Annotated in this window: 20 protein-coding genes and 1 pseudogene; 12 read left to right on the forward strand and 9 right to left on the reverse strand. The window is 71.8% G+C overall.

What is annotated here, in order from left to right; all coding sequences use genetic code 11:
• Window positions 1-5: 5 nt before the first annotated feature.
• Window positions 6-2,084: a hypothetical protein gene (locus ACZ4Z3_RS24155; RefSeq protein WP_468502951.1), complete on the forward strand. Its 2,079-nt coding sequence runs from the start codon at window positions 6-8 to the stop codon at window positions 2,082-2,084.
• A gap of 58 nt (window positions 2,085-2,142) precedes the next feature.
• Here ACZ4Z3_RS24155 and ACZ4Z3_RS24160 read toward each other — a convergent pair whose 3' ends face one another.
• Window positions 2,143-3,273 (reverse strand): hypothetical protein, encoded by a 1,131-nt coding sequence (locus tag ACZ4Z3_RS24160; RefSeq protein WP_468502952.1) that lies wholly within the window; start codon window positions 3,271-3,273, stop codon window positions 2,143-2,145.
• A 41-nt stretch (window positions 3,274-3,314) separates the two neighbouring features.
• Window positions 3,315-3,710, reverse strand: a complete 396-nt coding sequence (locus ACZ4Z3_RS24165) for a hypothetical protein (RefSeq protein ID WP_468502953.1) — start codon at window positions 3,708-3,710, stop codon at window positions 3,315-3,317.
• A 225-nt stretch (window positions 3,711-3,935) separates the two neighbouring features.
• On the opposite strand from ACZ4Z3_RS24165, the gene ACZ4Z3_RS24170 reads away from it, so the two are divergent.
• The 6 genes from ACZ4Z3_RS24170 to ACZ4Z3_RS24195 all read left to right on the forward strand — a co-directional run bounded on the left by ACZ4Z3_RS24170 (window position 3,936) and on the right by ACZ4Z3_RS24195 (window position 9,350).
• A complete protein-coding gene (locus tag ACZ4Z3_RS24170; protein ID WP_055713064.1) occupies window positions 3,936-4,289 on the forward strand; it encodes a cupin domain-containing protein in 354 nt (117 codons plus the stop codon).
• A gap of 227 nt (window positions 4,290-4,516) precedes the next feature.
• Window positions 4,517-5,545, forward strand: a complete 1,029-nt coding sequence (gene argC / locus ACZ4Z3_RS24175) for an N-acetyl-gamma-glutamyl-phosphate reductase (protein WP_468502954.1) — start codon at window positions 4,517-4,519, stop codon at window positions 5,543-5,545.
• Complete coding sequence (gene argJ, locus ACZ4Z3_RS24180; protein WP_468502955.1) at window positions 5,542-6,693, forward strand: bifunctional glutamate N-acetyltransferase/amino-acid acetyltransferase ArgJ; 1,152 nt, start codon at window positions 5,542-5,544, stop codon at window positions 6,691-6,693. Before argC ends, argJ begins: the two co-directional genes overlap by 4 nt.
• Window positions 6,690-7,601, forward strand: coding sequence for an acetylglutamate kinase (argB, locus tag ACZ4Z3_RS24185; RefSeq protein ID WP_055536662.1), 912 nt, complete (start codon window positions 6,690-6,692; stop codon window positions 7,599-7,601). The genes argJ and argB overlap by 4 nt, the downstream gene beginning before the upstream one ends.
• A complete protein-coding gene (locus ACZ4Z3_RS24190) occupies window positions 7,598-8,794 on the forward strand; it encodes an acetylornithine transaminase (protein ID WP_468502956.1) in 1,197 nt (398 codons plus the stop codon). The genes argB and ACZ4Z3_RS24190 overlap by 4 nt, the downstream gene beginning before the upstream one ends.
• 19 nt (window positions 8,795-8,813) lie before the next feature.
• Window positions 8,814-9,350: an arginine repressor gene (locus ACZ4Z3_RS24195; RefSeq protein WP_055536664.1), complete on the forward strand. Its 537-nt coding sequence runs from the start codon at window positions 8,814-8,816 to the stop codon at window positions 9,348-9,350.
• Between the two features lie 133 nt (window positions 9,351-9,483).
• On the opposite strand, the gene ACZ4Z3_RS24200 is transcribed toward ACZ4Z3_RS24195, so the two are convergent.
• The 5 genes and pseudogenes from ACZ4Z3_RS24200 to ACZ4Z3_RS24220 form a co-directional block, all read right to left on the reverse strand.
• Complete coding sequence (locus ACZ4Z3_RS24200; protein ID WP_468502957.1) at window positions 9,484-10,278, reverse strand: FAD:protein FMN transferase; 795 nt, start codon at window positions 10,276-10,278, stop codon at window positions 9,484-9,486.
• Window positions 10,279-10,282: 4 nt separating this feature from the next.
• The gene (locus ACZ4Z3_RS24205) at window positions 10,283-11,392 is read right to left on the reverse strand and encodes an FMN-binding protein (RefSeq protein WP_468502958.1); all 1,110 of its coding nucleotides are present in this window, start codon (window positions 11,390-11,392) and stop codon (window positions 10,283-10,285) included.
• Window positions 11,393-11,513: 121 nt separating this feature from the next.
• Complete coding sequence (locus ACZ4Z3_RS24210) at window positions 11,514-12,851, reverse strand: ferredoxin reductase family protein (protein WP_468503111.1); 1,338 nt, start codon at window positions 12,849-12,851, stop codon at window positions 11,514-11,516.
• Window positions 12,852-12,996: 145 nt separating this feature from the next.
• A complete protein-coding gene (locus ACZ4Z3_RS24215; RefSeq protein WP_468502959.1) occupies window positions 12,997-13,584 on the reverse strand; it encodes a pyridoxamine 5'-phosphate oxidase family protein in 588 nt (195 codons plus the stop codon).
• 589 nt (window positions 13,585-14,173) lie between these two features.
• Window positions 14,174-15,001, reverse strand: a pseudogene (locus ACZ4Z3_RS24220) (hypothetical protein); the annotation flags it as partial.
• Between the two features lie 234 nt (window positions 15,002-15,235).
• On the opposite strand from ACZ4Z3_RS24220, the gene argH reads away from it, so the two are divergent.
• The 4 genes from argH to ACZ4Z3_RS24240 all read left to right on the forward strand — a co-directional run bounded on the left by argH (window position 15,236) and on the right by ACZ4Z3_RS24240 (window position 19,908).
• Window positions 15,236-16,666 carry an argininosuccinate lyase gene (gene argH, locus ACZ4Z3_RS24225; protein ID WP_468502960.1) on the forward strand — a complete coding sequence of 477 codons (1,431 nt, stop codon included), beginning with the start codon at window positions 15,236-15,238 and terminating at the stop codon, window positions 16,664-16,666.
• 90 nt (window positions 16,667-16,756) lie between these two features.
• Window positions 16,757-17,728 carry an aldo/keto reductase gene (locus tag ACZ4Z3_RS24230; protein WP_468502961.1) on the forward strand — a complete coding sequence of 324 codons (972 nt, stop codon included), beginning with the start codon at window positions 16,757-16,759 and terminating at the stop codon, window positions 17,726-17,728.
• Between the two features lie 108 nt (window positions 17,729-17,836).
• Window positions 17,837-18,388, forward strand: a complete 552-nt coding sequence (locus ACZ4Z3_RS24235; protein WP_468502962.1) for a TetR/AcrR family transcriptional regulator — start codon at window positions 17,837-17,839, stop codon at window positions 18,386-18,388.
• Window positions 18,385-19,908 carry an MFS transporter gene (locus ACZ4Z3_RS24240; protein ID WP_468502963.1) on the forward strand — a complete coding sequence of 508 codons (1,524 nt, stop codon included), beginning with the start codon at window positions 18,385-18,387 and terminating at the stop codon, window positions 19,906-19,908. Before ACZ4Z3_RS24235 ends, ACZ4Z3_RS24240 begins: the two co-directional genes overlap by 4 nt.
• Here ACZ4Z3_RS24240 and ACZ4Z3_RS24245 read toward each other — a convergent pair.
• Window positions 19,905-20,684, reverse strand: a complete 780-nt coding sequence (locus ACZ4Z3_RS24245) for a hypothetical protein (RefSeq protein WP_468503112.1) — start codon at window positions 20,682-20,684, stop codon at window positions 19,905-19,907. The genes ACZ4Z3_RS24240 and ACZ4Z3_RS24245 overlap by 4 nt on opposite strands.
• Before the next feature lie 154 nt (window positions 20,685-20,838).
• Window positions 20,839-21,513: a lysophospholipid acyltransferase family protein gene (locus tag ACZ4Z3_RS24250; RefSeq protein ID WP_055518690.1), complete on the reverse strand. Its 675-nt coding sequence runs from the start codon at window positions 21,511-21,513 to the stop codon at window positions 20,839-20,841.
• Window positions 21,514-21,844: 331 nt separating this feature from the next.
• Between ACZ4Z3_RS24250 and ACZ4Z3_RS24255 the strand changes: the two genes are divergently transcribed.
• Window positions 21,845-23,038, forward strand: a complete 1,194-nt coding sequence (locus ACZ4Z3_RS24255) for a glycerophosphodiester phosphodiesterase (RefSeq protein ID WP_468502964.1) — start codon at window positions 21,845-21,847, stop codon at window positions 23,036-23,038.
• The last annotated feature ends 12 nt before the right edge of the window (window positions 23,039-23,050 follow it).

The raw sequence follows: 23,050 nt of genomic DNA on the forward strand, positions 1-23,050 counted from the left end.
ACAGGATGACCGCGGGGACACGGACGACCACGGGTCACGAGGTCACGGGTCACAACGTCACGGGTTACGGGGTCATGGGGGGCGCGGTGGCGGGTTTCGCGGTGGAGGCGTTGGACGACGTGCCGTGGGAGCGGCTGGAGCCGGTGCTCGAACAGTGTCCGACGACGGGGACCCGCGCGGCCTTGCGGAGGCTCGCGCTGAAGGGCGAGGCGGCGACCGAGGAGGACTGCTACCCGCTGTACGACTGCCTCGCGCTCGGCACCGGACGCCTGCCCTCCGTCAGTACCGCCGCGCTGCCGTTCGTCGCCGCCCTCGCCGGTGATCCGGCCTGCGGTACGCGGCGCGAACTCGTCGGGCTTCTGGTGAGCTTCGCCCGGTTGGCGGCCGAAGCCGAGCCGGGCCAGGTGGACGAGGCATGGCACGAGGCATGGCGGCTTCAGCGGCCGGTGTTCCTGGCACTGCTGGCGGACCCGGGCCCCGAGGTGCGCAGGGAGGCCCTGCCCCTCGCCGGGGACGTCGGCCCGTTGCTGGACCGCTGGCGGGCGGAGACGGACCCGACGGTGCGGCCGGCCGTCCTGCTGGAACTGGGGACCGCCGCCGGCGCCACCGGCCCGGAGGCGGCGGACCGGGTACGGGCGGTGGTGACCGAGGTGCTGCGAGCGGACGACCCCGTCCTGCGGGTCGCGGCCGTGCACGCCTGGGCGGCGTTCGATCCCGAGGCACCGGTGCGGGCACGGGAGCCGCTGACGGAGATCCTCACCGACCCGGCGGTGCGACCGCTGTTCGAGGCGGCTTGGTACGTCCCCGACGTCGAGACGGCGTTCACCCGCGAGGACGTCGTCTCCTGGACGGTCGGCCTGTTCGTCACCGTACCCCCGACGATGCTCGACTTCGTTCTCGACCTCATCGAGGCGGCCCGCCGCAACGGCGACGCCCCGCTGTGCCGCGTCGCGCTCGACGAGGCGTGGCGGCTGCTGGTCCACCTGCCGTCCGTGGCCGAGCGGCTGCTGCCGCACGCCGGCGCGCTGCTCGCCGACCGGGACGACGGCGTCCGCTACCGGGCCGCCCACCTCCTCGCGGTACTGGGCCCCCGCGCGGCCCCCTACGCCGACGAACTCGCCGCCCTCCTCGACGACCGGGGCGAGGACCAGCACGACTTCCTTGAGGGCACCGTCGGCGACCACGCCCGCTGGGCGTTGACCCGCATCGGCGACCCACGCGCCCTGCCGGGCCTGATCGCGCGACTGTACGCGCCCTACGAGGGGCAGTACTCGCGCTCCTACTGCTCGGGCGACCCCCGCCTGCCGGAGGTCGAGGACGTCCTGACCCCGCTGGCCGCGCACGCGGAGATCCTGGTGCCGGACATTCGCGCCCTGCTCCGCAAGGACGGCAAGGGCGGCGGGCTGACCTGCTGCCTGCTCGGCGTCCTCACCGCGTGGGGTGAGGCGTCCGCGCCCGCGCTGCCGGAGGTGGTGGCCCTGCTGGACGACGCCCGGTACTCGCTGGACGCGATCGACGCGCTCGTGGCGATGGGACCGGCCGCGGCGTCCGCCGCGCCCGAGGTGCGCCGCGCCACCGTCCTCGACCCCCCGGGCAACCACCAGAAGGTGGCGTGGGCCGCCTCGGTCCTCGACGGTGACATCGCGTCGGCGCTGCGGCTCGTGGGCGAGGCCGTGCTGACCGAGGAGGAGCCCTTCTACGGCCCCGTCCACCTGATTGGTCACTTCGGCGCGGCTGCCGCGCCCTACGCCGAGCGGGTACGACAGCTCATGGAGCGTGGCGACGGCTGGCTGCGGCTGCGGTCCGCGATCGCGCTCGCGTCGATCACGGGCGAGGCGGAACCGGGCGTGTCCGTCCTCGGGGAGTACCTGCGGCCCCTGGCCGACGGCGACGACTCCTACGGCTACTTCGTCGACGCGCTGCGCGCCCTCGTCGCCATCGGCACGGTCACCCACGAAACACGTGCGGTGCTGCGCCGGGTGCGGGACACCGACCGGCGACTGGCGCCCCACGGGGACTACCGGACGATCCTGTTCGACGAGGAGATGCGATCCCTGATCGACGCGGTCCTCGCCCTGCCGTGACGTGGGGGATGCTGTCCTCGACGCGCCGTGACGCGGGGACGGACGGGCCGCCTGTCGCTCAGGACGCCGCTTCGCTCCAGCGGGCCAGCGTGCCGCTCGCGTCGTCGTAGGTGAGCCAGGTCCCGTCCCCGAGCGGGCGCACATGGCTGTCGATGTGGCCGGAACGCGTGGGATACGTGATCGCGCCGCGTACTTCCAGGGTGTGCGCGTCGAGCAGCCAGTGGCGGCCCTCCGCCGGGTCGTCGGCGGCGTCGATGGTCGAGGCGATGACGGTGTCGGCGTCGACGAAGCCGCCGCCGTGGTCCCAGCAGAGCGGCTCGTCCTCGTCGTCGCGGTCGTCGTCCTCGTCGTGTTCGTCGTCGAGGTCCGCCTCGCGGCCCGGCTCCGGCCGTGCCCCCGCCGCTTCGCGCTCGGCGAGCACCGTGCCGTCGAGGGCGTGCAGCCTCATGTCCGAGCCGTAGTGCTCGGCGGTCAGGAAGCCGGGATGCGCCGGGTGGACGTCCGTCAGGTCGCGGTCCAGGCTCTCGTTCAGGTCCCAGGCGGTCAGCTCTGCGCCGTCCCAGCGGGCCCAGTGCAGCAGGAGGCCGTCCTGGCCCATGCCGATGCTCAGCCCCATGTGGACGCCGTCAGGGTGGGAGACGTGGTGGGAGCCGGAGGCCGCGCTGTCCAGTGGCAGCCGGGCCAGCTCACGCCCGTCCCGGGCGTCCAGGACGACCCAGTACTCCTGACCGCCGTGCTCCTCCGGCGCCACGACGTGTGCCCAGACGAGCCGGCCGTCGTCGGATATGCGGCAGGACCCCTGCTCCAGCCCGTCGCACACCTCCTGTGCGTCCCCCATGTGCGGGTGCCCGAGGAGCGGGCTCCAGCAACCGTGCCGGTACTCCCACAGCGTGGCTCCGCCGGGGGCCACGGCCCGCACCGCCCGCTGGCCCGAGAACACCGCGAACGACACGTCGGCACTCACCGAGTGGACGCCCCCGCGCCAGCCGGGCCAGGGCAGCGGGAAGACGGCGGTCGGCGCGCGGTCGGCGGCGAACAGCCCGGCCAGGTCGTGGACCTCCAGCGCGGGCCCGTTCCTGAGGAGGGCGCGAGGCGGGCGGTCGGCACGACCGTCGAGGGCGAAGCCGTTGACCAGGGATCCACCGTTCGGCAACTGCACCGAGTCGCGCAGGCGGGCTGTGATCGACATGGCCCGAAGGTACGGCACGCCACTGACATCGGTGCCGGCTCTCAGCTCTCCGCCTGCGCGGACGCCGCGCGGAAGCGGGCCAGGAGGGCCCGGGCCGGTGGGGCCACCGGGTCGAAGAACTGCCTGGCCAGCGGGGGCGGCACGACCGGCCCGCGCATCCGGACCTCCTGGCACGTGAAGCAGAACGCGGCCTCGAACAGTGCCGTGTCGAGGGCGTCCCCGTAGGCCCGGACGCTCCACCCGGGCGAGAACCCGCACCGGTGCTGCTCGCCCCCCGACAGTTCCTCGATCAGCGCCAGGGTGTCGGCGACCTCGCCCCCGGCCCAGTGCGCTACCACACGGCCGGGACAAGGGTCGGACCCCTTCGTCGGAAGCGCGGAGATCCGGACCACCTCGATCAGCGCGGTGAGGGCGACGGCCTCGGCGGGGAGCTGCATGCAGGCAGTCTGCCGTGGCCGGTCCCCACGGAGATCCGCCGGGTGTGCTTGACACAACGTCCGAACCTTGTGTCCGCAGTGGACAGTTCACGCATGGGCTCGGGGCGGGGTCCCGTGGACACTCGACGAGCCGGTCATTCCGGCATTTCGTGGCGCAGTCCGCACCCACCTGTCCGCGGCCTGCCTGACCCGCGCCGAGGTTTTCCCACCAGTAAAGGAAGAAGCATGTCGCTCCTGAAGACCATCGACACCGACCCCTCCTTCGCACCCAAGGAGTCCGGTCCGCTGCCGGAACGCCTGATCTCCGGCGACCCGACGTACAAGACCTGGGCACAGGACGACGCCCGTGGGGAAACGATCCACACGGGCGTCTGGGAGGCGACGCCCGGCGAGACGCGCTCGATCAAGGGCGAGACCTTCGAGTTCTGCCACATCCTTTCCGGCGTCGTCGAACTCACGCCGGAAGGCGGCGAGCCGGTGATCTACAAGGCAGGCGACAGCTTTGTCATGAAGCCGGGCTTCGTCGGTGTCTGGAAGACCATCGAAACCGTGCGCAAGATCTACGTGACCGTGTCCTGACCCCGACGGCGCAGGTCGCCCGTGGAGACCTCTGGCGAGGACAAGCTGCCCGGAGGACACATCTCCTCGATGACTCCCGCGGCCGGTGGCCCACCGCCCCACCGGCCGCGACGGCGTTCTCAGGGACAGGTTCCCCGCCGACCTCGGCACGCTGGCTCCTGCGGTTCGGCTGATTGCATAAACGTGCAGCGAAACGTATAGTCATGCCATCCAGGAGGAGGGTTTCCATGGCGGTACGTGCAGCGGTGGCGGGAGCGAGCGGTTATGCGGGCGGCGAAGTGCTGCGCTTGCTGCTCGCACACCCCGAGGTCGAGATCGGCGCCCTGACCGGCAACTCGAACGCGGGCCAGCGCCTCGGCGCCCTCCAGCCGCACCTGCTGCCGCTGGCCGACCGGGTCCTTCAGGAGACCACGGCCGAGGTCCTCGCCGGGCACGACGTCGTGTTCCTCGCGCTGCCGCACGGGCAGTCCGCCGCCGTTGCCGAGCAGCTCGGCCCGGACGTGCTCGTGATCGACATGGGCGCCGACTTCCGGCTGAAGGACGCGGCCGACTGGGAGAAGTTCTACGGTTCCCCGCACGCCGGGACCTGGCCCTACGGTCTCCCCGAACTGCCGGGCGCCCGCGCCGCGCTGGAGGGGTCCAAGCGCATCGCGGTGCCCGGTTGCTACCCCACGGCCGCCACCCTGGCCCTCTTCCCCGCGTACGCGGCGGGCATCGCCGAGAACGAGGCCGTGATCGTCGCCGCGTCCGGGACGTCCGGCGCCGGCAAGGCCCCCAAGACGCACCTGCTCGGCAGCGAGGTCATGGGCTCGATGAGCCCGTACGGCGTCGGCGGCGGCCACCGGCACACCCCCGAGATGATCCAGAACCTCGGCGGGGTCGCCGGCGAGCAGGTCTCCGTGTCCTTCACCCCGACCCTCGCGCCCATGTCCCGCGGCATCCTCGCCACGTGCAGCGCCAAGGCCAGGGAGGGCGTCACCGCCGAGTCCGTGCGCGCCGCGTACGAGAAGGCCTTCGCCGACGAGCCCTTCGTCCACCTCCTCCCGGAGGGGCAGTGGCCCGCCACGGCGTCCGTCCACGGTTCGAACGCCGTTCAGGTGCAGGTCGCGTACGACGAGGCGGCGGGCCGCATCATCGCGATCAGCGCCATCGACAACCTCACCAAGGGCACCGCCGGCGGTGCCGTCCAGAGCATGAACATCGCCCTCGGGCTCCCCGAGTCCACCGGGCTGACGACGATCGGAGTTGCGCCGTGAGCGTGACGGCAGCACAGGGATTCACGGCGGCCGGGATCGCCGCCGGGATCAAGGAGAACGGCAACCCGGACCTGGCCCTCGTGGTCAACAACGGGCCCCGCCTCGCCGCCGCGGGCGTCTTCACCTCCAACCGGGTCAAGGCCGCGCCGGTGCTCTGGTCCGAGCAGGTGCTGAAGGGCGGCCAGGTCTCGGCCGTCGTCCTCAACTCGGGCGGCGCCAACGCCTGTACGGGCCCCAAGGGCTTCCAGGACACGCACGCGACCGCCGAGAAGGTGGCCGACGTCCTCGGCCTGAACGCCGCCGAGGTCGCCGTCGCCTCCACCGGCCTCATCGGTGTCCTGCTCCCCATGGACAAGCTGCTCCCCGGCGTCGACACCGCCGCCGCCCAGCTGTCCGAGCACGGCGGTGAGAAGGCCGCCATCGCCATCAAGACCACCGACACCGTGCACAAGACGTCCGTCGCGCAGGGTGACGGCTGGACCGTCGGCGGCATGGCCAAGGGCGCGGGCATGCTCGCCCCCGGCCTCGCCACCATGCTCGTCGTCCTCACCACCGACGCCGACGTCGACGCCGAGACCCTCGACCAGGCCCTCCGGGCGGCCACCCGGGTCACCTTCGACCGGGTCGACTCCGACGGCTGCATGTCCACCAACGACACCGTGCTGCTGCTCGCCTCCGGCGCCTCCGGCGTCACCCCGGAGTACGCGGAGTTCGCCGAGGCCGTCCGCACCGTCTGCGACGACCTCGGACAGCAGCTCATCCGGGACGCCGAGGGGGCCAGCAAGGACATCAAGGTCGAGGTGATCAACGCCGCGACCGAGGACGACGCCGTCGAGGTGGGCCGCTCCATCGCCCGCAACAACCTCCTCAAGTGCGCCATCCACGGCGAGGACCCCAACTGGGGGCGCGTGCTGTCCGCGATCGGCACCACACGGGCCGCCTTCGAGCCGGACCGGCTGAACGTCGCCATCAACGGCGTCTGGGTCTGCAAGAACGGCGGCGTCGGCGAGGACCGCGACAAGGTCGACATGCGCTACCGCGAGGTGCACATCGTCGCCGACCTCGCCGCCGGGTCCGAGACCGCCACCGTCTGGACCAACGACCTCACCGCCGACTACGTCCACGAGAACAGCGCCTACTCCTCATGAGCACCACGCGGAAACACACCGCCCTCCCCAAGGCCCAGATCCTCATCGAGGCGCTGCCCTGGCTGACCCGCCACAACGGCAAGACGGTCGTCATCAAGTTCGGCGGCAACGCCATGATCGACGAGGAGCTGAAGGCCGCCTTCGCCCAGGACGTCGTCTTCCTGCGGCACGCCGGCCTCAACGTCGTCGTCGTGCACGGCGGCGGCCCGCAGATCAGCGCCGCCCTCGACAAGCACGGCATCGTCAGCGAGTTCAAGGCCGGTCTGCGCGTCACCACCGAGGACGCCATGGACGTCGTCCGCATGGTGCTCGCCGGACAGGTGCAGCGTGAACTGGTCGGTCTGCTCAACCAGCACGGACCGCTCGCCGTCGGTCTGACCGGCGAGGACGCGCACACCATCACCGCCATCAAGCACCAGCCGGAGATCGACGGCGAACTCGTCGACATCGGGCGGGTGGGTGAGATCACCGACATCGACACGGGCGCGATCGAGGCACTGCTCGCCGACGGCCGCATCCCGGTCGTCTCGTCGATCGCCCGGAGCGAGGACGACGGACATGTCTACAACGTCAATGCCGATACGGCGGCTGCGGCACTCGCCGCCGCTCTGGGCGCCGAGACCCTCATGGTCCTCACCGACGTCGAGGGCCTCTACGAGGACTGGCCGAACAGCGACGAGGTGATCAGCCGCCTCACCGCATCCCAACTGGAGAAGCTCCTGCCGGAGCTGTCCTCCGGCATGGTGCCGAAGATGGAGGGCTGCCTGCACGCCGTGCGCAACGGCGTCAACACCGCCCGCGTCATCGACGGCCGGGTCCAGCACTCGATCCTGCTGGAGATCTTCACCGACGAGGGCATCGGCACGATGGTCGTGCCCGACGCCGTGACCGAGGGGGACGCCGAATGACCGGGACCGCGAGCAACGCAGAGCTGACCCAGCGGTGGCAGGGCTCGCTCATGAACAACTACGGCACCCCGAGACTGCCCCTCGTCCGCGGTGAGGGCAGCAGGCTGTGGGACGCCGACGGCAAGGAGTACGTGGACTTCGTCGGCGGTATCGCGGTCAACGCCCTCGGCCACGCCCACCCGGCGGTCGTCGAGGCCGTCAGCACGCAGATCGCCTCCCTCGGCCATGTCTCCAACCTGTTCGTCGCCGAGCCGCCCGTCGCGCTCGCCGAACGGCTCCTGGAGGCCTTCGGCCGCGACGGCAAGGTCTTCTTCTGCAACTCCGGCGCCGAGGCCAACGAGGGCGCCTTCAAGATCGGCCGGCTGACCGGGCGGACCCACATGGTCGCCACCACGGGCGGCTTCCACGGCCGGACCATGGGCGCCCTCGCCCTGACCGGCCAGTCCGGCAAGCAGACCGGCTTCCACCCGCTGCCCGGCGACGTCACCCACGTCCCCTACGGCGACGCCAAGGCCCTGGCCGCCGCGGTCACCGAGGAGACGGCGCTCGTCATCATCGAGCCGATCCAGGGGGAGAACGGCGTCGTGGTCCCGCCCCCCGGCTATCTGAAGGCGGCCCGCGCGATCACCGCCGCCACCGGGTCCCTGCTGGTCCTCGACGAGGTGCAGACCGGCGTCGGCCGGACCGGGCACTGGTTCGAGTACCAGGCCCACGAGGGCGTTCTGCCGGACGTCGTCACCCTCGCCAAGGGCCTCGGCGGCGGCCTCCCGCTGGGCGCGACCGTCGCCTTCGGCCGGGCCGCGGAGTTCCTCCAGCCCGGTCAGCACGGCACCACCTTCGGCGGCAACCCCGTCGCGTGCGCCGCAGGGCTCGCCGTCCTGGAGACCATCCGGGCCGAGGGCCTGCTGGAGAACGTGAAGCGGCAGAGCGAGCGGCTGCGGGAGGGAATCGAGTCCCTCGGCCACCCGTTGATCGCCCATGTCCGTGGCGCGGGCCTCCTGCTGGGTATCGTGCTCACCGAGCCGCTCGCGCCCCAGGCGCAGCAGGCGGCTCAGGACGCCGGTCTCCTGGTGAACGCGCCCGCCCCCGATGTCGTACGGCTCATGCCGGCGCTGAACATCGGTGACGCCGAGGTGGACGCCTTCCTCAGGGCGCTGCCCGGTGTCCTGGACGTGGCCAAGGGGGACGGATGATCCGGGGAATGGGACGACGATGAGCCAGGCGCAGGAGCACGACCAGGCGGGGCCCGCGGTGCCGCAGACCCGTACGGCACGCCACCGGCGGATCGTGGACATCCTCAACCGGCAACCGGTGCGCTCGCAGAGCCAGTTGGCGAAGCTGCTGTCCGACGACGGGCTGAGCGTCACCCAGGCGACGCTCTCCCGGGACCTGGACGAGCTGAACGCGGTGAAGATCCGCAACACCGACGGCGACCTCATCTACGCGGTGCCGAGCGAGGGCGGTTTCCGCACGCCCCGGGCGCCGCTCGGCGAGTCGGCGAAGGAGGAGCGGATGCGGCGGCTCTCGGCGGAGCTGCTGATCTCCGCGGAGGCGTCCGCGAACCTGGTGGTGCTCCGTACGCCGCCGGGCGCGGCCCAGTTCCTGGCCTCGGCCATCGACCAGGCGGAACTGCACGATGTGCTCGGCACGATCGCCGGCGACGACACGCTGCTGCTGATCAGCCGTGACCCGGTGGGCGGGCAGGCGCTCGCGGACCACCTGCTGCGGCTGGCCCAGAACGGCCACTGAGCGACCGGCCAGCGGGCCTGGAGCAACGGAGAACGCCGGAAGCCTCCCGCGCACGCCGACGGCGTGCGCGGGAGGCTTCCGGCGTTGCTCGGTCCGGCGCCCGCGCCCCGGGCGCACTCCGGGGCCGGTCGTCTCAGCCCAGGCGGGACGCCAGCCCTCCCGTGCACCGCACCTCGTCGCCCGCCGTGATCAGCAGGGCCTCCACGTCCGGCAGCGACTCCAGCCAGGCCAGACCCTCCCGCGAGCCCATCGCGAACGCCGCCGTCGCCCAGCAGTCCGCCCAGGTCAGCCGGGGAGCGACCACCGTCACCGACACCAGGTCGGTGACCGCGGACTTCCCGGTGCGCGGGTCGACGATATGGGTGCCCCGTTCGGCCGTGCCCGAGGTGGCGACGGCCAGCCGGTCCGCGCCCGCCGCGGTGACGACCGCGGCCAGCCCGCCCGGCCGCAGAGGATCGGCCACGCCCACCCGCCAGGGCCGGTCGGGGCCGGGCACACCGCACAGCTGGACGTCGCCGCCGCCGTTGACGCTCACCCCGCCCGCGCCCGCCTCGACCAGGCGCAGGGCAGCCCGTTCGGTCGCCCACCCCTTCACCAGGCCGGTCGGATCGAAGCGGCCCTCGTAGGTCGCGCTGAACCAGCCGTTGCTCACCCGCTCCGCCTCGGCGCACAGTCCGAGCACCTCGGCGACCTCCGGATCGCACTCCTCGATGGTGGTCTCGGCCCGCGCCAGCCGGGAGATCTGGCTCTGCTCGCGGTAGGTGCTGAACACCTCGTTCACGGTGTGCAGCCCGGCCACCGCCTCGTCGAGCGCGGCCCTGATCGCCGCCGGCTCGCCTCCCCGGACGTCGAAGGAGAAGACGGTGCCCATGACCTCCTCGGCGTGCCGCAGCTGGGCGGGCGCGGGGGCCCCGGAGGGTTCGGCCACCGGATCAGCCCGCTTGGTCGAGGGCGGACTGCACGGACTTCTTGTACCCCTCGCTGGTGTACGTGGCACCTGAGACAGCATCGATGTCGGCGCTCCCTGCCGCGACGGCGTTCTGGTTCAGCTTGGGGATGGCGGTGCCGCTGATCTGGGTGGAGCGGCCGCCGCTGGGCTGCTGGAGCGCCTCGGCGTTGGTGATCCTGCCGTCGGTGACGGTGATACGGACCTGGACCGGCCCGTACTCCGTCTTGACGGCCGAGCCCGTGAGCACCTGGGTGCCCGTCGACTTCCCGGCCCCGGGGTCCGCCGCGCCGCCGCCCGCGTCCTGCGAGCCGCCCGCCTCGGCCCCGCCGCCCGAGCCCCCGCCGCCCGAGCCCTGCGCCTTGCCGGCCTGGTCGAGTGCGGACTGGAGGGACTTCTTGTAGCCGTCGCTGGTGTAGGTGGCGCCGGAGACGGCGTCGATGTCGGCGGAACCGGCGGCCACGGCCGCCTGGTTGAGCTTCGGGATGGCGGTGCCGCTGATCTGCGTGGACCGGCCGCCGCTGGGCTTCTGGACGGCGTCCGCCTGGGTGATCTTGCCGCCCGCCACGGTGATACGGACCTGGACCGGCCCGTAGTCGGTCTGCACGGTCGTACCCGTGAGCGTCTGCGCCCCCGAGCCCTGCCCGCCCGCGCCCTGCGCGCTGCCGGCCTGGTCGAGTGCGGACTGGAGGGACTTCTTGTAGCCGTCGCTGGTGTAGGTGGCGCCCGACACCGCGTCGATGTCGGCGTTGCCCGCGGCGACGGCCGCCTGGTTGAGCTTCGGGATGGCGGTGCCGCTGATCTGCGTGGAGCGCCCGCCGCTGGGCTTCTGGACGGCGTCCGCCTGGGTGATCTTGCCGCCCGCCACGGTGATACGCACCTGGACCGGCCCGTAGTCGGTCTGCACGGCGGTGCCCGTGAGGGTCTGCGCGCCCGCCACCACCCCGCCCTGGGCCGACGGAGCGCCCCCGGCCGCTCCGGCCTGTACCGATCCGGCCGGGTCCGAGGCGGGCTTCAGCGACAGCAGCAGCACGATGCCGGACACGGTGGCGGCGGTGGCGAGCAGGGTCCGCCGGATGGGGTGGCTCTTCTTCATCGCTCCTTCAGCTCCTGAAGTGAGAGGGCAGGTAGGGGGAAGCCCCGTGGGCGGTCCCATGGGCAGGGGTCGGTGGGGGACGGCCCCGTGGTGAGTGCGCGACGGCCCGCGGGCCCGTCGCTCACATCTCGAACGACTCGTGGTGGATACGGCGGGTGGGGACGCCCGCCCCGCGCAGTGCCTCGTACACGCCCTGGGCGAACCCGGGCGGACCGCACAGGAAGACGTCGTGGCTCTCGATGTCCGGGATCTTCCGGCGCAGGGAGTCCGCCGAGATGTCGGGGCGCTCGCCCTCCGGGCTGTTCACCGCGTACATCAGCCGCGCCCCGCGCTCCTCCGCGATCTGCGCGAGCTCGTCCCACAGCGCCAGGTCCTGGGTGCTGTTGGCCCGGTACAGCAGGGTCAGATCACCGGCGGCGCCGGGCAGCGTCTCGAACAGGGCCCGCATCGGCGTGATGCCCACGCCGCCGGCCACCAGCAGCACCTTGCCCCGGCTGCGCTTGGCGGCCGTGAGCGCCCCGTACGGGCCCTCGGCCCACACCCGGGTGCCGGGCTCCAGGTCGCGCAGGGCGGAGCTGTGGTCGCCGATCGCCTTGACGGTGATGCGCAGCATGTTGGGGCGCGGCGCCGCCGACAGCGAGTACGGGTGCGAGCTGAACCGCATACCGGGGGCCAGGAACCGCCAGCGGAAGAACTGTCCGGCCTCCGCGCCCATCCGGTGCAGCTTGCGCCCGCTCATCAGCACCGAGACGATGCCGGGCGACTCCTCGATGACGGCCTCCACGCGCAGCCGGTGCCGCATGTTCAGCCGGATCGGGGTGAGGATCCGGTACCAGACGACCAGCGCGGTCACCGACCCGTACAGGGCGTACCAGCCCGTCTTCGCCTCGGGGGTGGCGGCGAACTCGTTGCCGGTGGTGATCTGGTGCCAGAACGTCAGGAACGTCGCCGCGTACGTCAGCAGGTGGGTGTGGTACCAGAGGTCGTACGGGATCCGCTTGCGGATCGGGCCGATCGAGATCAGCCCGATGAACACCAGCAGACCGGTGCCGATGGCGGCCTTGCCCATGTCCGGCAGCTGGTTGATGGAGTCGATGGTCTGCTGGAGGATCGCGGTGTGGGTCAGACCGGCCTGGAGGGCGTACCCGTACATCGTGAGGACGACGTGCGCCACGACCAGGCAGAGCGTGTAGCGGCCGGTCATCGCGTGCCAGCGGGCGACCCGGTCGGAGCCGACCCGGCGTTCCAGCGCGGGCACCCGCGCCATCTGGAGGACCACCAGCGCCATCAGGTATCCGCCGAGCAGGCCCGTGATCCGGCCGGCGTTGACCATCTGGCTGCCCTGGTCCGCGATGGAGGGCGTGTTGGCCCACCACAGCCACACCACCGCCGCCGCGCCCGCCCAGAAGGCGATCAGCAGCGGGACGGCGGGGGAGCGGCGAGGTCGGATGCGGCGCATCGTCTGGCGGCGCGCGGCGCGACCTCCGGCGATCGTGGACACGGTTCCTCCGTGGTGGGCTGGACCCTTGGCCCACACGTACGTGCAGGGAGTGCCGTGTGTTCAACGTGGTGGGGAAACCGCTCGGCGAACGGGATGTTCCGTTTCAGCCGGCCGAGGGCGGCAGCGGCAACGGCAGCCCGGGCAGTCCGTCCAGGCTGGTCTCGATGTGCTCCTTGGAGCGGAAGTACGCGGTGAGCGAGTCGTCGTCCTCGCGCGCGAAGCGGCGCCCGTGCAGATCGCGGTCCTCCTCGTACGCCATGAAGGGCACCGCGTAGCCGCAGCTGTCGCGGACGAGTTCGGCCCGCACCACGATGACGGCGCGCAGGCCGTGTGGGGCGGGGTCGATGTCGGGGAAGTGCGCCAGGAGCTCCGGGAAGCGCGGGTCGTCACGGAAGACGGCCTCGCCCTTGCCGTGGACGCGCACGATGGTGGGCGGGCCCTGGAAGGCGCACCACATGAGGGTGATCCGGCCGTTCTCCCGCAGATGCGCGACGGTCTCCGCGTTGGAGCCCGCGAAGTCCAGATAGGCGACGGTCAGTTCGTCGAGGACGGCGAACGAACCCCGCAGGCCCTTGGGGGAGAGGTTGACCGTGCCGTCGGCGGACAGGGGGGCGGTCGCGGTGAAGAAGAGGGGCTGGGCCTCTATGAAGGTGCGCAGGCGGCCGTCGATGCGCTCATAAGTCTTTCCCATGACTCATGATTCTCGGCGTATATCGTTCGCCTGTCTAAGGAAAAATGAATTCCGGGTGGATCGCCATCGCTGGGATCCACCCGGAATCGGAGCCGTCACTCGCCGGGCGAGCGGGTCGTCATGAGCGGCCGACCCGAACGGTGCCCACCCGGTGAGTTCGGGGCACGGCTCACTTGTTGAGCTGGCAGGGGGCGAGCTTCTCCAGGCCCTCGGGCTTGGCGGCGGCGCGGCCGATGGCGGTCTCGATGCGGTTCAGCGCGGCGACGCGCTTGTCCTCCAGCGGGCCGAGGATGGCGTTCTGGACGAAGTTCGGGCCACCCTGGCCGACGGTGTCGACGAGGCGCTTGTTGGCTTCCTGGATCTGGGTGTCGAGCAGCTCCAGGTTGCGCGTGACCTCGGCCTGGGCGGAGGCGGGGATCGCCGGGAGGCTGCCCTCGACGGCCGGGCAGGAGATGGTGCCCGGCGCACCCGCGTTGTTCTCGGCACCGGCGTTGCCGGCGTCGCCCGCGTCCTCGCCCGCACCGGCCTCGGCGCCCGCTCCGGCCTCCTCACCCGCGCCCGCCTGGTCACCGGCGCCGGCGGCGCCGCCCTGGTTGAGCTGGCAGGGGGCGAGCTTCTCCAGGCCCTCGGGCTTGGCGGCGGCGCGGCCGATGGCGGTCTCGATGCGGTTCAGCGCGGCGACGCGCTTGTCCTCCAGCGGGCCGAGGATGGCGTTCTGGACGAAGTTCGGGCCACCCTGGCCGACGGTGTCGACGAGGCGCTTGTTGGCTTCCTGGATCTGGGTGTCGAGCAGCTCCAGGTTCCGGGTGACCTCGGCCTGGGCGGAGGCGGGGATCGCCGGGAGGCTGCCCTCGACGGCCGGGCAGGAGATGGTGCCCGGCGCACCCGCGTCGTTCCCCGCACCGGCGTCGCCGGCCCCGGCGTCCGCACCGGCACCGGCTCCGGCGCCCGCCTGGTCACCGGCGCCGGCGGCGCCGCCCTGGTTGAGCTGGCAGGGGGCGAGCTTCTCCAGGCCCTCGGGCTTGGCGGCGGCGCGGCCGATGGCGGTCTCGATGCGGTTCAGCGCGGCGACGCGCTTGTCCTCCAGCGGGCCGAGGATGGCGTTCTGGACGAAGTTCGGACCACCCTGGCCGACGGTGTCGACGAGGCGCTTGTTGGCTTCCTGGATCTGGGTCTGCAGCAGGGCGAGGTTGCGGTCGACCTCGGCCTGGGCGGACGCGGGGATCGCCGGCAGGCTGCCCTCGACCGCCGGGCACGAGATGGTGCCGGGGGACGCGGCGCCGTCCTGTCCGTCGCTGTTGGCACCCTCACCGGCAAGAGCGGAACCCGCGATGACCGCTCCGGAGAGCACGACCGCGGCGGCGCCGCCGATGATCCCTACGCGACGCTTGTTGTACTTCGGAAGAGCCCTGGACATGCGGATGCCTCACTCGGGTCAGGTGTGGTCGGTGTGATCTAACGCGGCGCCTGCGTTCGGGGAGAGGTACGGGAAAGCGGTTTCGAGTGTTCAAGGCTTCTTGCTTTTCTCTTGAACTTCTCTCACATTGACGATTCATGCAGAGTTCTGCATAATCATGCATGGCAGGCATCGGCCGCCGACGGTCGCGGCGGACGCACGTGGAAGATCCACACCTCTCTAGGAGCAGCGCAAGTGAGCAGCAACAGCGGTGACGTTCGGCTCTGGGGCGGCCGTTTCGCCGACGGTCCCGCCGAGGCCCTGGCGAAGCTGTCCGCGTCCGTCCACTTCGACTGGCGGCTGGCGCCCTACGACATCGCGGGCTCCCGCGCCCACGCGCGCGTACTGCACAAGGCGGGGCTGCTCACGGACGGCGAGCTGACCGACATGCTGGCCGGCCTCGACCGGCTCGAGGCGGACGTCGCCGACGGCTCCTTCGTCGGCACCATCGCCGACGAGGACGTGCACACCGCCCTGGAGCGGGGTCTGCTGGAGCGCCTCGGCCCCGACCTCGGCGGCAAGCTGCGCGCCGGCCGCTCCCGCAACGACCAGGTCGCGACCCTCTTCCGTATGTACCTGCGCGACCACGCCCGGGTCATCGGCGGCCTGATCGCCGAACTCCAGGACGCGCTGGTCGGCCTGGCCGAGGCCCACCCGGACGTGGCGATGCCCGGCCGCACCCACCTCCAGCACGCCCAGCCGGTGCTGTTCGCCCACCACGTCCTCGCGCACGTCCAGTCCCTGTCCCGGGACGCCGAGCGGCTGCGTCAGTGGGACGAGCGGACGGCGGTCTCCCCGTACGGTTCCGGCGCTCTCGCGGGCTCCTCCCTCGGCCTCGACCCGGAGGCGGTGGCGAAGGACCTCGGCTTCGAGCACGGCAGCTCGGGCAACTCCATCGACGGCACGGCCTCCCGTGACTTCGTCGCCGAGTTCGCCTTCATCACCGCGATGATCGGGGTGAACCTCTCCCGGATCGCCGAGGAGGTCATCATCTGGAACACGAAGGAGTTCTCCTTCGTGACGCTCCACGACGCGTTCTCCACCGGCTCGTCGATCATGCCGCAGAAGAAGAACCCGGACATCGCCGAGCTGGCCCGGGGCAAGTCCGGCCGCCTCATCGGCAATCTGACCGGTCTCATGGCGACCCTGAAGGCCCTCCCGCTCGCCTACAACCGGGACCTCCAGGAGGACAAGGAGCCGGTCTTCGACTCCATCGACCAGCTTGAGGTCCTCCTGCCCGCCTTCACCGGGATGATGGCCACCCTCACCGTCCACCGCGAGCGCATGGAGGAACTGGCCCCCGCCGGCTTCTCCCTCGCCACCGACATCGCCGAGTGGCTGGTCAAGCAGGGCGTGCCGTTCCGGGTCGCGCACGAGGTCGCCGGCGAGTGCGTCAAGGTCGCCGAGTCCGAGAACAAGGAGCTCGACGAGCTGACGGACGAACAGTTCGCCAAGATCTCCGCCCACCTCACCCCCGAGGTCCGCACGGTCCTCAACGTCCCCGGCGCCCTCGCCTCCCGCAACGGCCGCGGCGGCACGGCCCCCTCCGCGGTCGCCACCCAGCTGGCGGAGGTCAAGGAGAACCTGGCCGTCCAGCACGCCTGGGCGACGGCGAAGCAGGGCTGACGGGGGACGTCGGTCCCCTCGCACCGCACAACCAAGGTCATCGCGGGTTACGTTGGTCGCACGTAAGGAGCCGACCGAACGGAGCCCGCGATGCCCTTCGCCCGACTGGCCTCAGCGACCACCCCCACCTGCCACATCGGACTCGGCCTCGCCGCCGTCGGCCGCCCCGGCTACATCAACCTCGGCCGGGACGAGGACCTCGGACCCGACCGCGGCGTCGACGCGCTGCGCGCCCGCACCCACGAACTCCTCGACGCCGCCTACGCGCAGGGCGTCCGCTACGTCGACGCGGCCCGCTCCTACGGCCGCTCCGAGGAGTTCCTCGCCGACTGGCTGAAGGCCCGCCCCGACATCGACGACATCGTCGTGGGCAGCAAATGGGGCTACACCTACACCGCCGACTGGACCACCGACGCCGAGCACCACGAGGTCAAGGACCACGGCGTCGCCACGTACGAGCGGCAGCGGGCCGAGACCGCCGAACTGCTCGGCGACCGGCTCGATCTCTACCAGATCCACTCGGTCACCCCGGACAGCCCGGCCCTCACCGACAAGGAACTCCACGCCAAGCTGGCGGAAGCGGCCGCCCGCGGTGTCACGATCGGCTTCTCCACGAGCGGCCCGGCGCAGACCGACGCCATCCGGGCCGCCCTCGCCGTGACGGTCGACGGCGAGCCTCTCTTCCGTACCGTCCAGTCGACGTACAACGCGCTGGAGACCTCCGCCGCCCCCGCCCTCGCCGAGGCGCACGACGCCGGGCTCACCGTGATCGTCAAGGAGGGCATGGCCAACGGCAGGCTCGCCGAGCCGCACGCGCCGGACGCGCTGCGGGCCGTGGCCGCCGAGACGTCCCTCGGCTGCGACGCGGTCGCCCTCGCGCTGATCCTCCGCCAGCCATGGGCGGGCGTCGTGCTGTCGGGCGCCGCCACCGTCCACCAGCTCGCCTCCAACCTGCACGCGGCGGTCGTGGACCTCGACGAGGACCAGCTGACCCGGCTCGCGGCACTCGCCGAGGAGCCCCGCGCCTACTGGGAGAAGCGCGGCGGCCTGCCCTGGCACTGAGCGGCACGGGATGACCGGCGCGCCGACCTGAAGTCACGCACACCTGAGACGTGAGACACGTATGCCCGAGCTGAGACAAAGATGTCTCACATGGTCTATGGTTGTCTCATGGCTGTCGACCGTGACCATGTGCTGCGCAGTGCCGCGGCCCTGCTGACCCGCAAATCCACCGCGACCATGGACGAGGTGGCCAAGGCCGCCGGGATCAGCCGGGCCACGCTGCACCGCCACTTCGCGGGGCGGGAGGCACTCGTCCTGGCACTGGAGGCGCTCTGCATCGCGGAGTGCGAGACCGCGCTCGACGCGGCCCGCCTGGACGACGGCCCGGCGCGCGACGCCGTACGACGCCTCGTGCGCGAGATCGAACCGGCCGCGGGCCTGCTCGCCTTCCTCTACACCGAGAGCCAGTTGTTCGAGGGCGACGCCCAGAACAAGGGCTGGACCAGGATCGACGACCGCGTCGCGGCCCTCTTCAGACGCGGCCAGGCGGCCGGCGAGTTCCGTATCGACCTGACCCCGGCCTGGCTCACCGAGGCGCTGTACGGCCTGCTGGCCTCCGGCGCATGGGCGGTCTCGGAGGGCCGGGTCGCCGGCAAGGACTTCACCCACATGATCGCCGAGCTGCTGCTCGGCGGCGCAGTACGGAGAGAGGAATCATGACCAGCACCCTGCAGCCGGAGTCCACGACCGAGGCGGTGAAGCGGCCGGGCCGTTGGCTCGCGCTCGGCGTCCTCGTGCTCGCCGTGCTGCTGGTGGCCGTCGACGCGACCGTCCTCGGCCTCGCGACCCCCTACATCAGCGAGGACCTCAACCCCTCCGGCACCCAGCTGCTCTGGATCGGCGACGTCTACTCGTTCGTCATCGCGGGCCTGCTGGTCTCGGCGGGCAGTCTCGGCGACCGCATCGGCCGCAAGAAGCTGCTGCTGATCGGCGCCACCGCGTTCGGCGCGATATCGGTGCTGAACGCCTACGCGACGACGCCCGAGATGATGATCGTCGCGCGGGCGCTGCTCGGCGTCGCGGGCGCGACCCTGATGCCCGCCACCCTCGCCCTGATCCGCAACCTCTTCCACGACCGGCGTGAGCGCAGTCTCGCCATCGGCATCTGGGGCGCCACCGCCTCCGCCGGCACGGCGGTCGGCCCGGTCGTCGGCGGCTTCCTGCTGGAGCACTTCTGGTGGGGCTCGGTCTTCCTGATCAACCTGCCCGTGATGATCGTGCTGGTCGTCGTCGGCAGCAAGCTGCTCCCCGAGTCCCGCCACCCGAACCCCGGCCCGTGGGACCTGCTCAGCGTCGGTCTGTCCCTCGTCGGCATGATCGGCGTCGTGTACGCCGTGAAGGAGACCGCCAGCCACGGCATCGACGGCAACGCGCTCGCCGCGGGCCTGTTCGGCGTCGCGGCCCTGTTCTTCTTCGTACGCCGCCAACTGGCCCTGCCGCAACCGCTGCTGGACATGCGGCTGTTCCGTGACCGCGGGTTCTCGGGCGCCGTCCTCGCCGACCTGCTGACCGTGTTCGGCCTGTCCGGCCTCGTCTTCTTCCTCTCCCAGTACCTGCAACTCGTCCAGGGCAGGCGGCCCTTCGAGGCGGGCCTCGCGGAACTCCCCGCCGCCGTGGGCGCGGTCGTGGCCGGTCTCGTCGCCGGACGCGCCGCCCGGCGCTTCTCGGTACGGGCCGTCGTCGCCGGTGGCCTGGCCGCGATCGGCCTGGCCCTGGGTGTCCTGACTATGATCGACGAGTCGACCGGTTATCCGCTGCTGGGTGCCGCCCTCCTGGTCGTCGGGGTCGGCGCCGGCTTCTCCTTCACGGTGACCGCCGACGTCATCCTCTCCTCCGTCCCCAAGGAACAGGCCGGCGCGGCCTCGGCGGTCTCCGAGACGGCGTACGAACTCGGCGCGGCCCTCGGCATCGCCCTGCTCGGCTCGATCGTGACCGGCGTCTACCGGGGCTTCGCCGCACCCGCGGACACCCCGGACGGGGCGCACGAGTCGCTGGGCGGAGCGGTGGAGGCGGCCGCCGGTCTTCCGTCGGACAGCGCTCAGGCCCTGCTGGCGTCCGCCCGGGAGTCCTTCGTCGACGGCCTCACCCTCGCGTCCGGCGTCGGAGCGGCGGTCCTGCTGGCCACGGCGGCCGCGGCCTGGTTCATGCTGCGCGGGCAGCGACTGGACAGCAAGGCCTAGACCGCCCCATGCGCCCCGCCGGGGCCGTGAACCGGTCCCTCGTCGGGGCGCATGAGGGCGAGGTCGTCGCCCCACGCGTCCAGTACGTCGCCGAGCCCCGCTTCTCGTGCCGCCGCCTCGACACGGGCGAACAGCCGCCGTTGCGGGGCCACGGCGCCGCTCGCCGCGATACGGCCCACGGTGTCGAGCAACGCGGCCGTGTCCCAGCCCGGCAGCGGGTGCCGGACGAGTTCCCACTCCAGGTACTTGTTGTACGGGCGGGGGCGGCGGTCGAGAGCGAAAAGCAGTTCGAGCAGGAACCGTACGCTGTCGGCGGCGTCGAGCCGCGCGGCGAGTGCCTGGCCGTCCCGGTGGTTCTTGACGGAGCGGTAGAGGGAGTTGGCGTAGGCGTCGAGCCACTCGCCGGCGGCCCGGAACGCCTCGTCGGCGTCCAGCCGGGCCTTGTCGGCGAGGATCCGGGCGATGCCTCCGTCGAGGCGGTCGAGCACGATCCGGGCGCGGGCCAGGGCGTAGCGCTCGAAGCCGGGCATGCCGACTGCCCGGAACTCTCCGAGGGAGAGGACGACGAGGTCCAGCTCGGGGGTGCGACGGTCCGAGAGCCGGGTGAGACCGGTTGTCGCCCCGTCGGCGAGGACCACGTACAGGTCGTGGTCGGAGTACTCGGTGGTCATGCCGTCATGGGCCCGGGAGCCCTTGAGGACGAGGCCGACGACGGCCGGATCGGCGGTGGCGAGCCGGACGAACGCGTCGTAGGTGAGCGGCTGCTGCGCGGTCATGGTGCGGATCTCCGGTGGTGTGACGACGGGTATGCCCGAGGGCGGCCCCGTCAGGGAGCCGCCCCGCACCGTCTGCGGCAGCACACGGCTGCCGCCCGGAAGATCAACGCACACCGGGACCCTAACGCCCGGCCGGGCGCCGGGTCGGGTCCTTTTACGCCGCTTCCTTGGCCTTCGAGGCGTACATGTCCACGTACTCCTGCCCGGACAGCCGCATGACCTCGGTCATCACCGAGTCGGTCACCGCCCGCAGCACGTACCGGTCCCGGTCCATGCCCTCGTAGCGGGAGAACTCCATCGCCTCACCGAACCGCACGGTCACCCGGTGCGGCCGGGGCAGACCCGCGCCCCCCGGCTGGATCTTGTCCGTGCCGATCATCGCGAACGGCACGACCGGCGCGCCGGTCATCAGGGTCAGCCGGGCGATACCCGTACGCCCCCGGTACAGGCGCCCGTCGGGCGACCTCGTGCCCTCGGGGTAGATGCCGAACACCTTGCCCTCGTCGAGGATGCGACGCCCGGTCATCAGGGCGGCGACACCCCCGCGCCCTCCGTCGCGGTCGACGGGGATCATGCCGACGCCGGTGAAGAACCACGCCATCAGCCGCCCCTTGAGGCCCTTGCCGGTGACGTACTCGTCCTTGCCGATGAAGCAGACCTGCCGGTCGCAGACCAGCGGCAGGATCATCGAGTCGATGAAGGTCAGATGGTTGCCGGCGAGGATCACCGGGCCGTCCCCCGGAATGTGCTCCGCGCCCTCCACCCGGGGGCGGAACATCAGGCGCATGATCGGTCCGAGCACTGCCTTGATGAGCACGAAGCGGGACAACGGGCCCTCCCATGTCAAGCGTTCCGGAACAAGTCTGTGCAGGTGAGGACGATACTCCCGCGCCCGCGGCCCGCGCACATCGGCTTCACCGAGTGGATACGCACTGTTGACATAGCTTTACCTGCGGTATCGCCCGGATGGCGGGTCGTCACCGCCCCGGACCGTGTGACGGACATCGCGCCCCGTGTTCGACGCTCCGTCAAATTCCGCCACTCGTACGACATGAGGCGTCACCCGTGTGTTCGGTCCCAGGTCTCCCGGCGGTCACCTCGTGGCACCTACGATCAACCCGGTTTGGCAGGTGCAGGGCACAGCGGTGGGAGGAGCCGACATGGGGACGCAGGAGTCGCGTCAGTCGCAGGACCCGAGCGGGCAGGGGCGCGGAACGGGCAGGCGGGCGCTGCTCGGGGCCGCGGTGCTCGGCGCGGGCGGTGCCGTCCTCGGGCTGCCGGGCACGGCGGGGGCCGAGGAGGCGAAGGCGGCCGGCACGTCGTCGCACGGCGGCTACCGGAGCCTGCCGGTGCCGACGATCATCGCGCACCGCGGGGCCAGCGGCTACCGCCCGGAGCACACGCTCGGCTCGTACCAGCTCGCCCTCGACATGGGCGCGCACGTCATCGAACAGGACCTGGTGCCCACCAAGGACGGCCACCTGGTGTGCCGTCACGAGAACGACATCACCGGCACCACCGACGTGGCGTCCCACACCGAGTTCGCCGACCGGAAGACCACGAAGGTCGTCGACGGCGTCTCCTACACCGGCTGGTTCACCGAGGACTTCACCCTGGCCGAGCTGAAGACCCTGCGCGCCAAGGAGCGCATCCCCGGCACCCGGCAGGAGAACACCCTCTACGACGGCCGTTGGGAGGTCCCCACCTTCGAGGAGGTCCTGCGCTGGGCCGAGAAGGAGGGCAGGAAGCGCGGCCGGCGGATCTGGCTGCACGTCGAGACCAAGCACCCCACCTACTTCCGCAAGCTGGGCCTCGGTCTGGAGGAGCCGCTCGCCAAGCTGCTGCGCAAGTACGACCGCCACCGGAAGAACTCGCCGGTCTTCCTCCAGTCGTTCGAGCCGAGCAGCATCCAGCGCCTCAACCGCTTGGTCGACAGCCCCCTCGTCGTCCTGCTGTCCGGCGCCGCCACCCGCCCCTGGGACTTCGTCGAGGCCGGTGACCCGCGCACCGTCGCCGACCTGGTCAAGCCGGAGGGCCTGGCCTGGATCGCCTCCTACGCCAACGGCATCGGCCCGACCCTCGACCTGATCATCCCGCGCGACTCCGGCGGCAGGCTCACCACGCCGACCACCCTCGTCGCGGACGCGCACGCCAAGGGCCTGATCCTGCACCCCTACACCCTGCGCAACGAGAACAGCTTCCTGCCCGCCGACTTCCGCAAGGGCACCGACCCCAACGCCTACGGCGACGCCTTCGGCGCGTTCAAGGTGTACTTCGACACCGGCATCGACGGCATCTTCACCGACAACACCGACACGGGCCTGCTGGCGCACGCGGACTTCGTGGGCGACTGACCCGCGCCCCCG

Source organism: Streptomyces sp. NPDC030296, from assembly GCF_055572815.1.

What these genes read in the sequence shown, in the direction of transcription:
- ACZ4Z3_RS24155 (WP_468502951.1), top strand. Translation starts at nt 6, where the DNA reads ATGACCGCGGGGACACGGACGACCACGGGTCACGAGGTCACGGGTCAC.
- ACZ4Z3_RS24160 (WP_468502952.1), bottom strand. Translation starts at nt 3,273, where the DNA reads ATGTCGATCACAGCCCGCCTGCGCGACTCGGTGCAGTTGCCGAACGGT.
- ACZ4Z3_RS24165 (WP_468502953.1), bottom strand. Translation starts at nt 3,710, where the DNA reads ATGCAGCTCCCCGCCGAGGCCGTCGCCCTCACCGCGCTGATCGAGGTG.
- ACZ4Z3_RS24170 (WP_055713064.1), top strand. Translation starts at nt 3,936, where the DNA reads ATGTCGCTCCTGAAGACCATCGACACCGACCCCTCCTTCGCACCCAAG.
- argC (WP_468502954.1), top strand. Translation starts at nt 4,517, where the DNA reads ATGGCGGTACGTGCAGCGGTGGCGGGAGCGAGCGGTTATGCGGGCGGC.
- argB (WP_055536662.1), top strand. Translation starts at nt 6,690, where the DNA reads ATGAGCACCACGCGGAAACACACCGCCCTCCCCAAGGCCCAGATCCTC.
- ACZ4Z3_RS24190 (WP_468502956.1), top strand. Translation starts at nt 7,598, where the DNA reads ATGACCGGGACCGCGAGCAACGCAGAGCTGACCCAGCGGTGGCAGGGC.
- ACZ4Z3_RS24195 (WP_055536664.1), top strand. Translation starts at nt 8,814, where the DNA reads ATGAGCCAGGCGCAGGAGCACGACCAGGCGGGGCCCGCGGTGCCGCAG.
- ACZ4Z3_RS24205 (WP_468502958.1), bottom strand. Translation starts at nt 11,392, where the DNA reads ATGAAGAAGAGCCACCCCATCCGGCGGACCCTGCTCGCCACCGCCGCC.
- ACZ4Z3_RS24210 (WP_468503111.1), bottom strand. Translation starts at nt 12,851, where the DNA reads ATGCGCCGCATCCGACCTCGCCGCTCCCCCGCCGTCCCGCTGCTGATC.
- ACZ4Z3_RS24215 (WP_468502959.1), bottom strand. Translation starts at nt 13,584, where the DNA reads ATGGGAAAGACTTATGAGCGCATCGACGGCCGCCTGCGCACCTTCATA.
- ACZ4Z3_RS24230 (WP_468502961.1), top strand. Translation starts at nt 16,757, where the DNA reads ATGCCCTTCGCCCGACTGGCCTCAGCGACCACCCCCACCTGCCACATC.
- ACZ4Z3_RS24235 (WP_468502962.1), top strand. Translation starts at nt 17,837, where the DNA reads ATGGCTGTCGACCGTGACCATGTGCTGCGCAGTGCCGCGGCCCTGCTG.
- ACZ4Z3_RS24240 (WP_468502963.1), top strand. Translation starts at nt 18,385, where the DNA reads ATGACCAGCACCCTGCAGCCGGAGTCCACGACCGAGGCGGTGAAGCGG.
- ACZ4Z3_RS24245 (WP_468503112.1), bottom strand. Translation starts at nt 20,684, where the DNA reads ATGACCGCGCAGCAGCCGCTCACCTACGACGCGTTCGTCCGGCTCGCC.
- ACZ4Z3_RS24255 (WP_468502964.1), top strand. Translation starts at nt 21,845, where the DNA reads ATGGGGACGCAGGAGTCGCGTCAGTCGCAGGACCCGAGCGGGCAGGGG.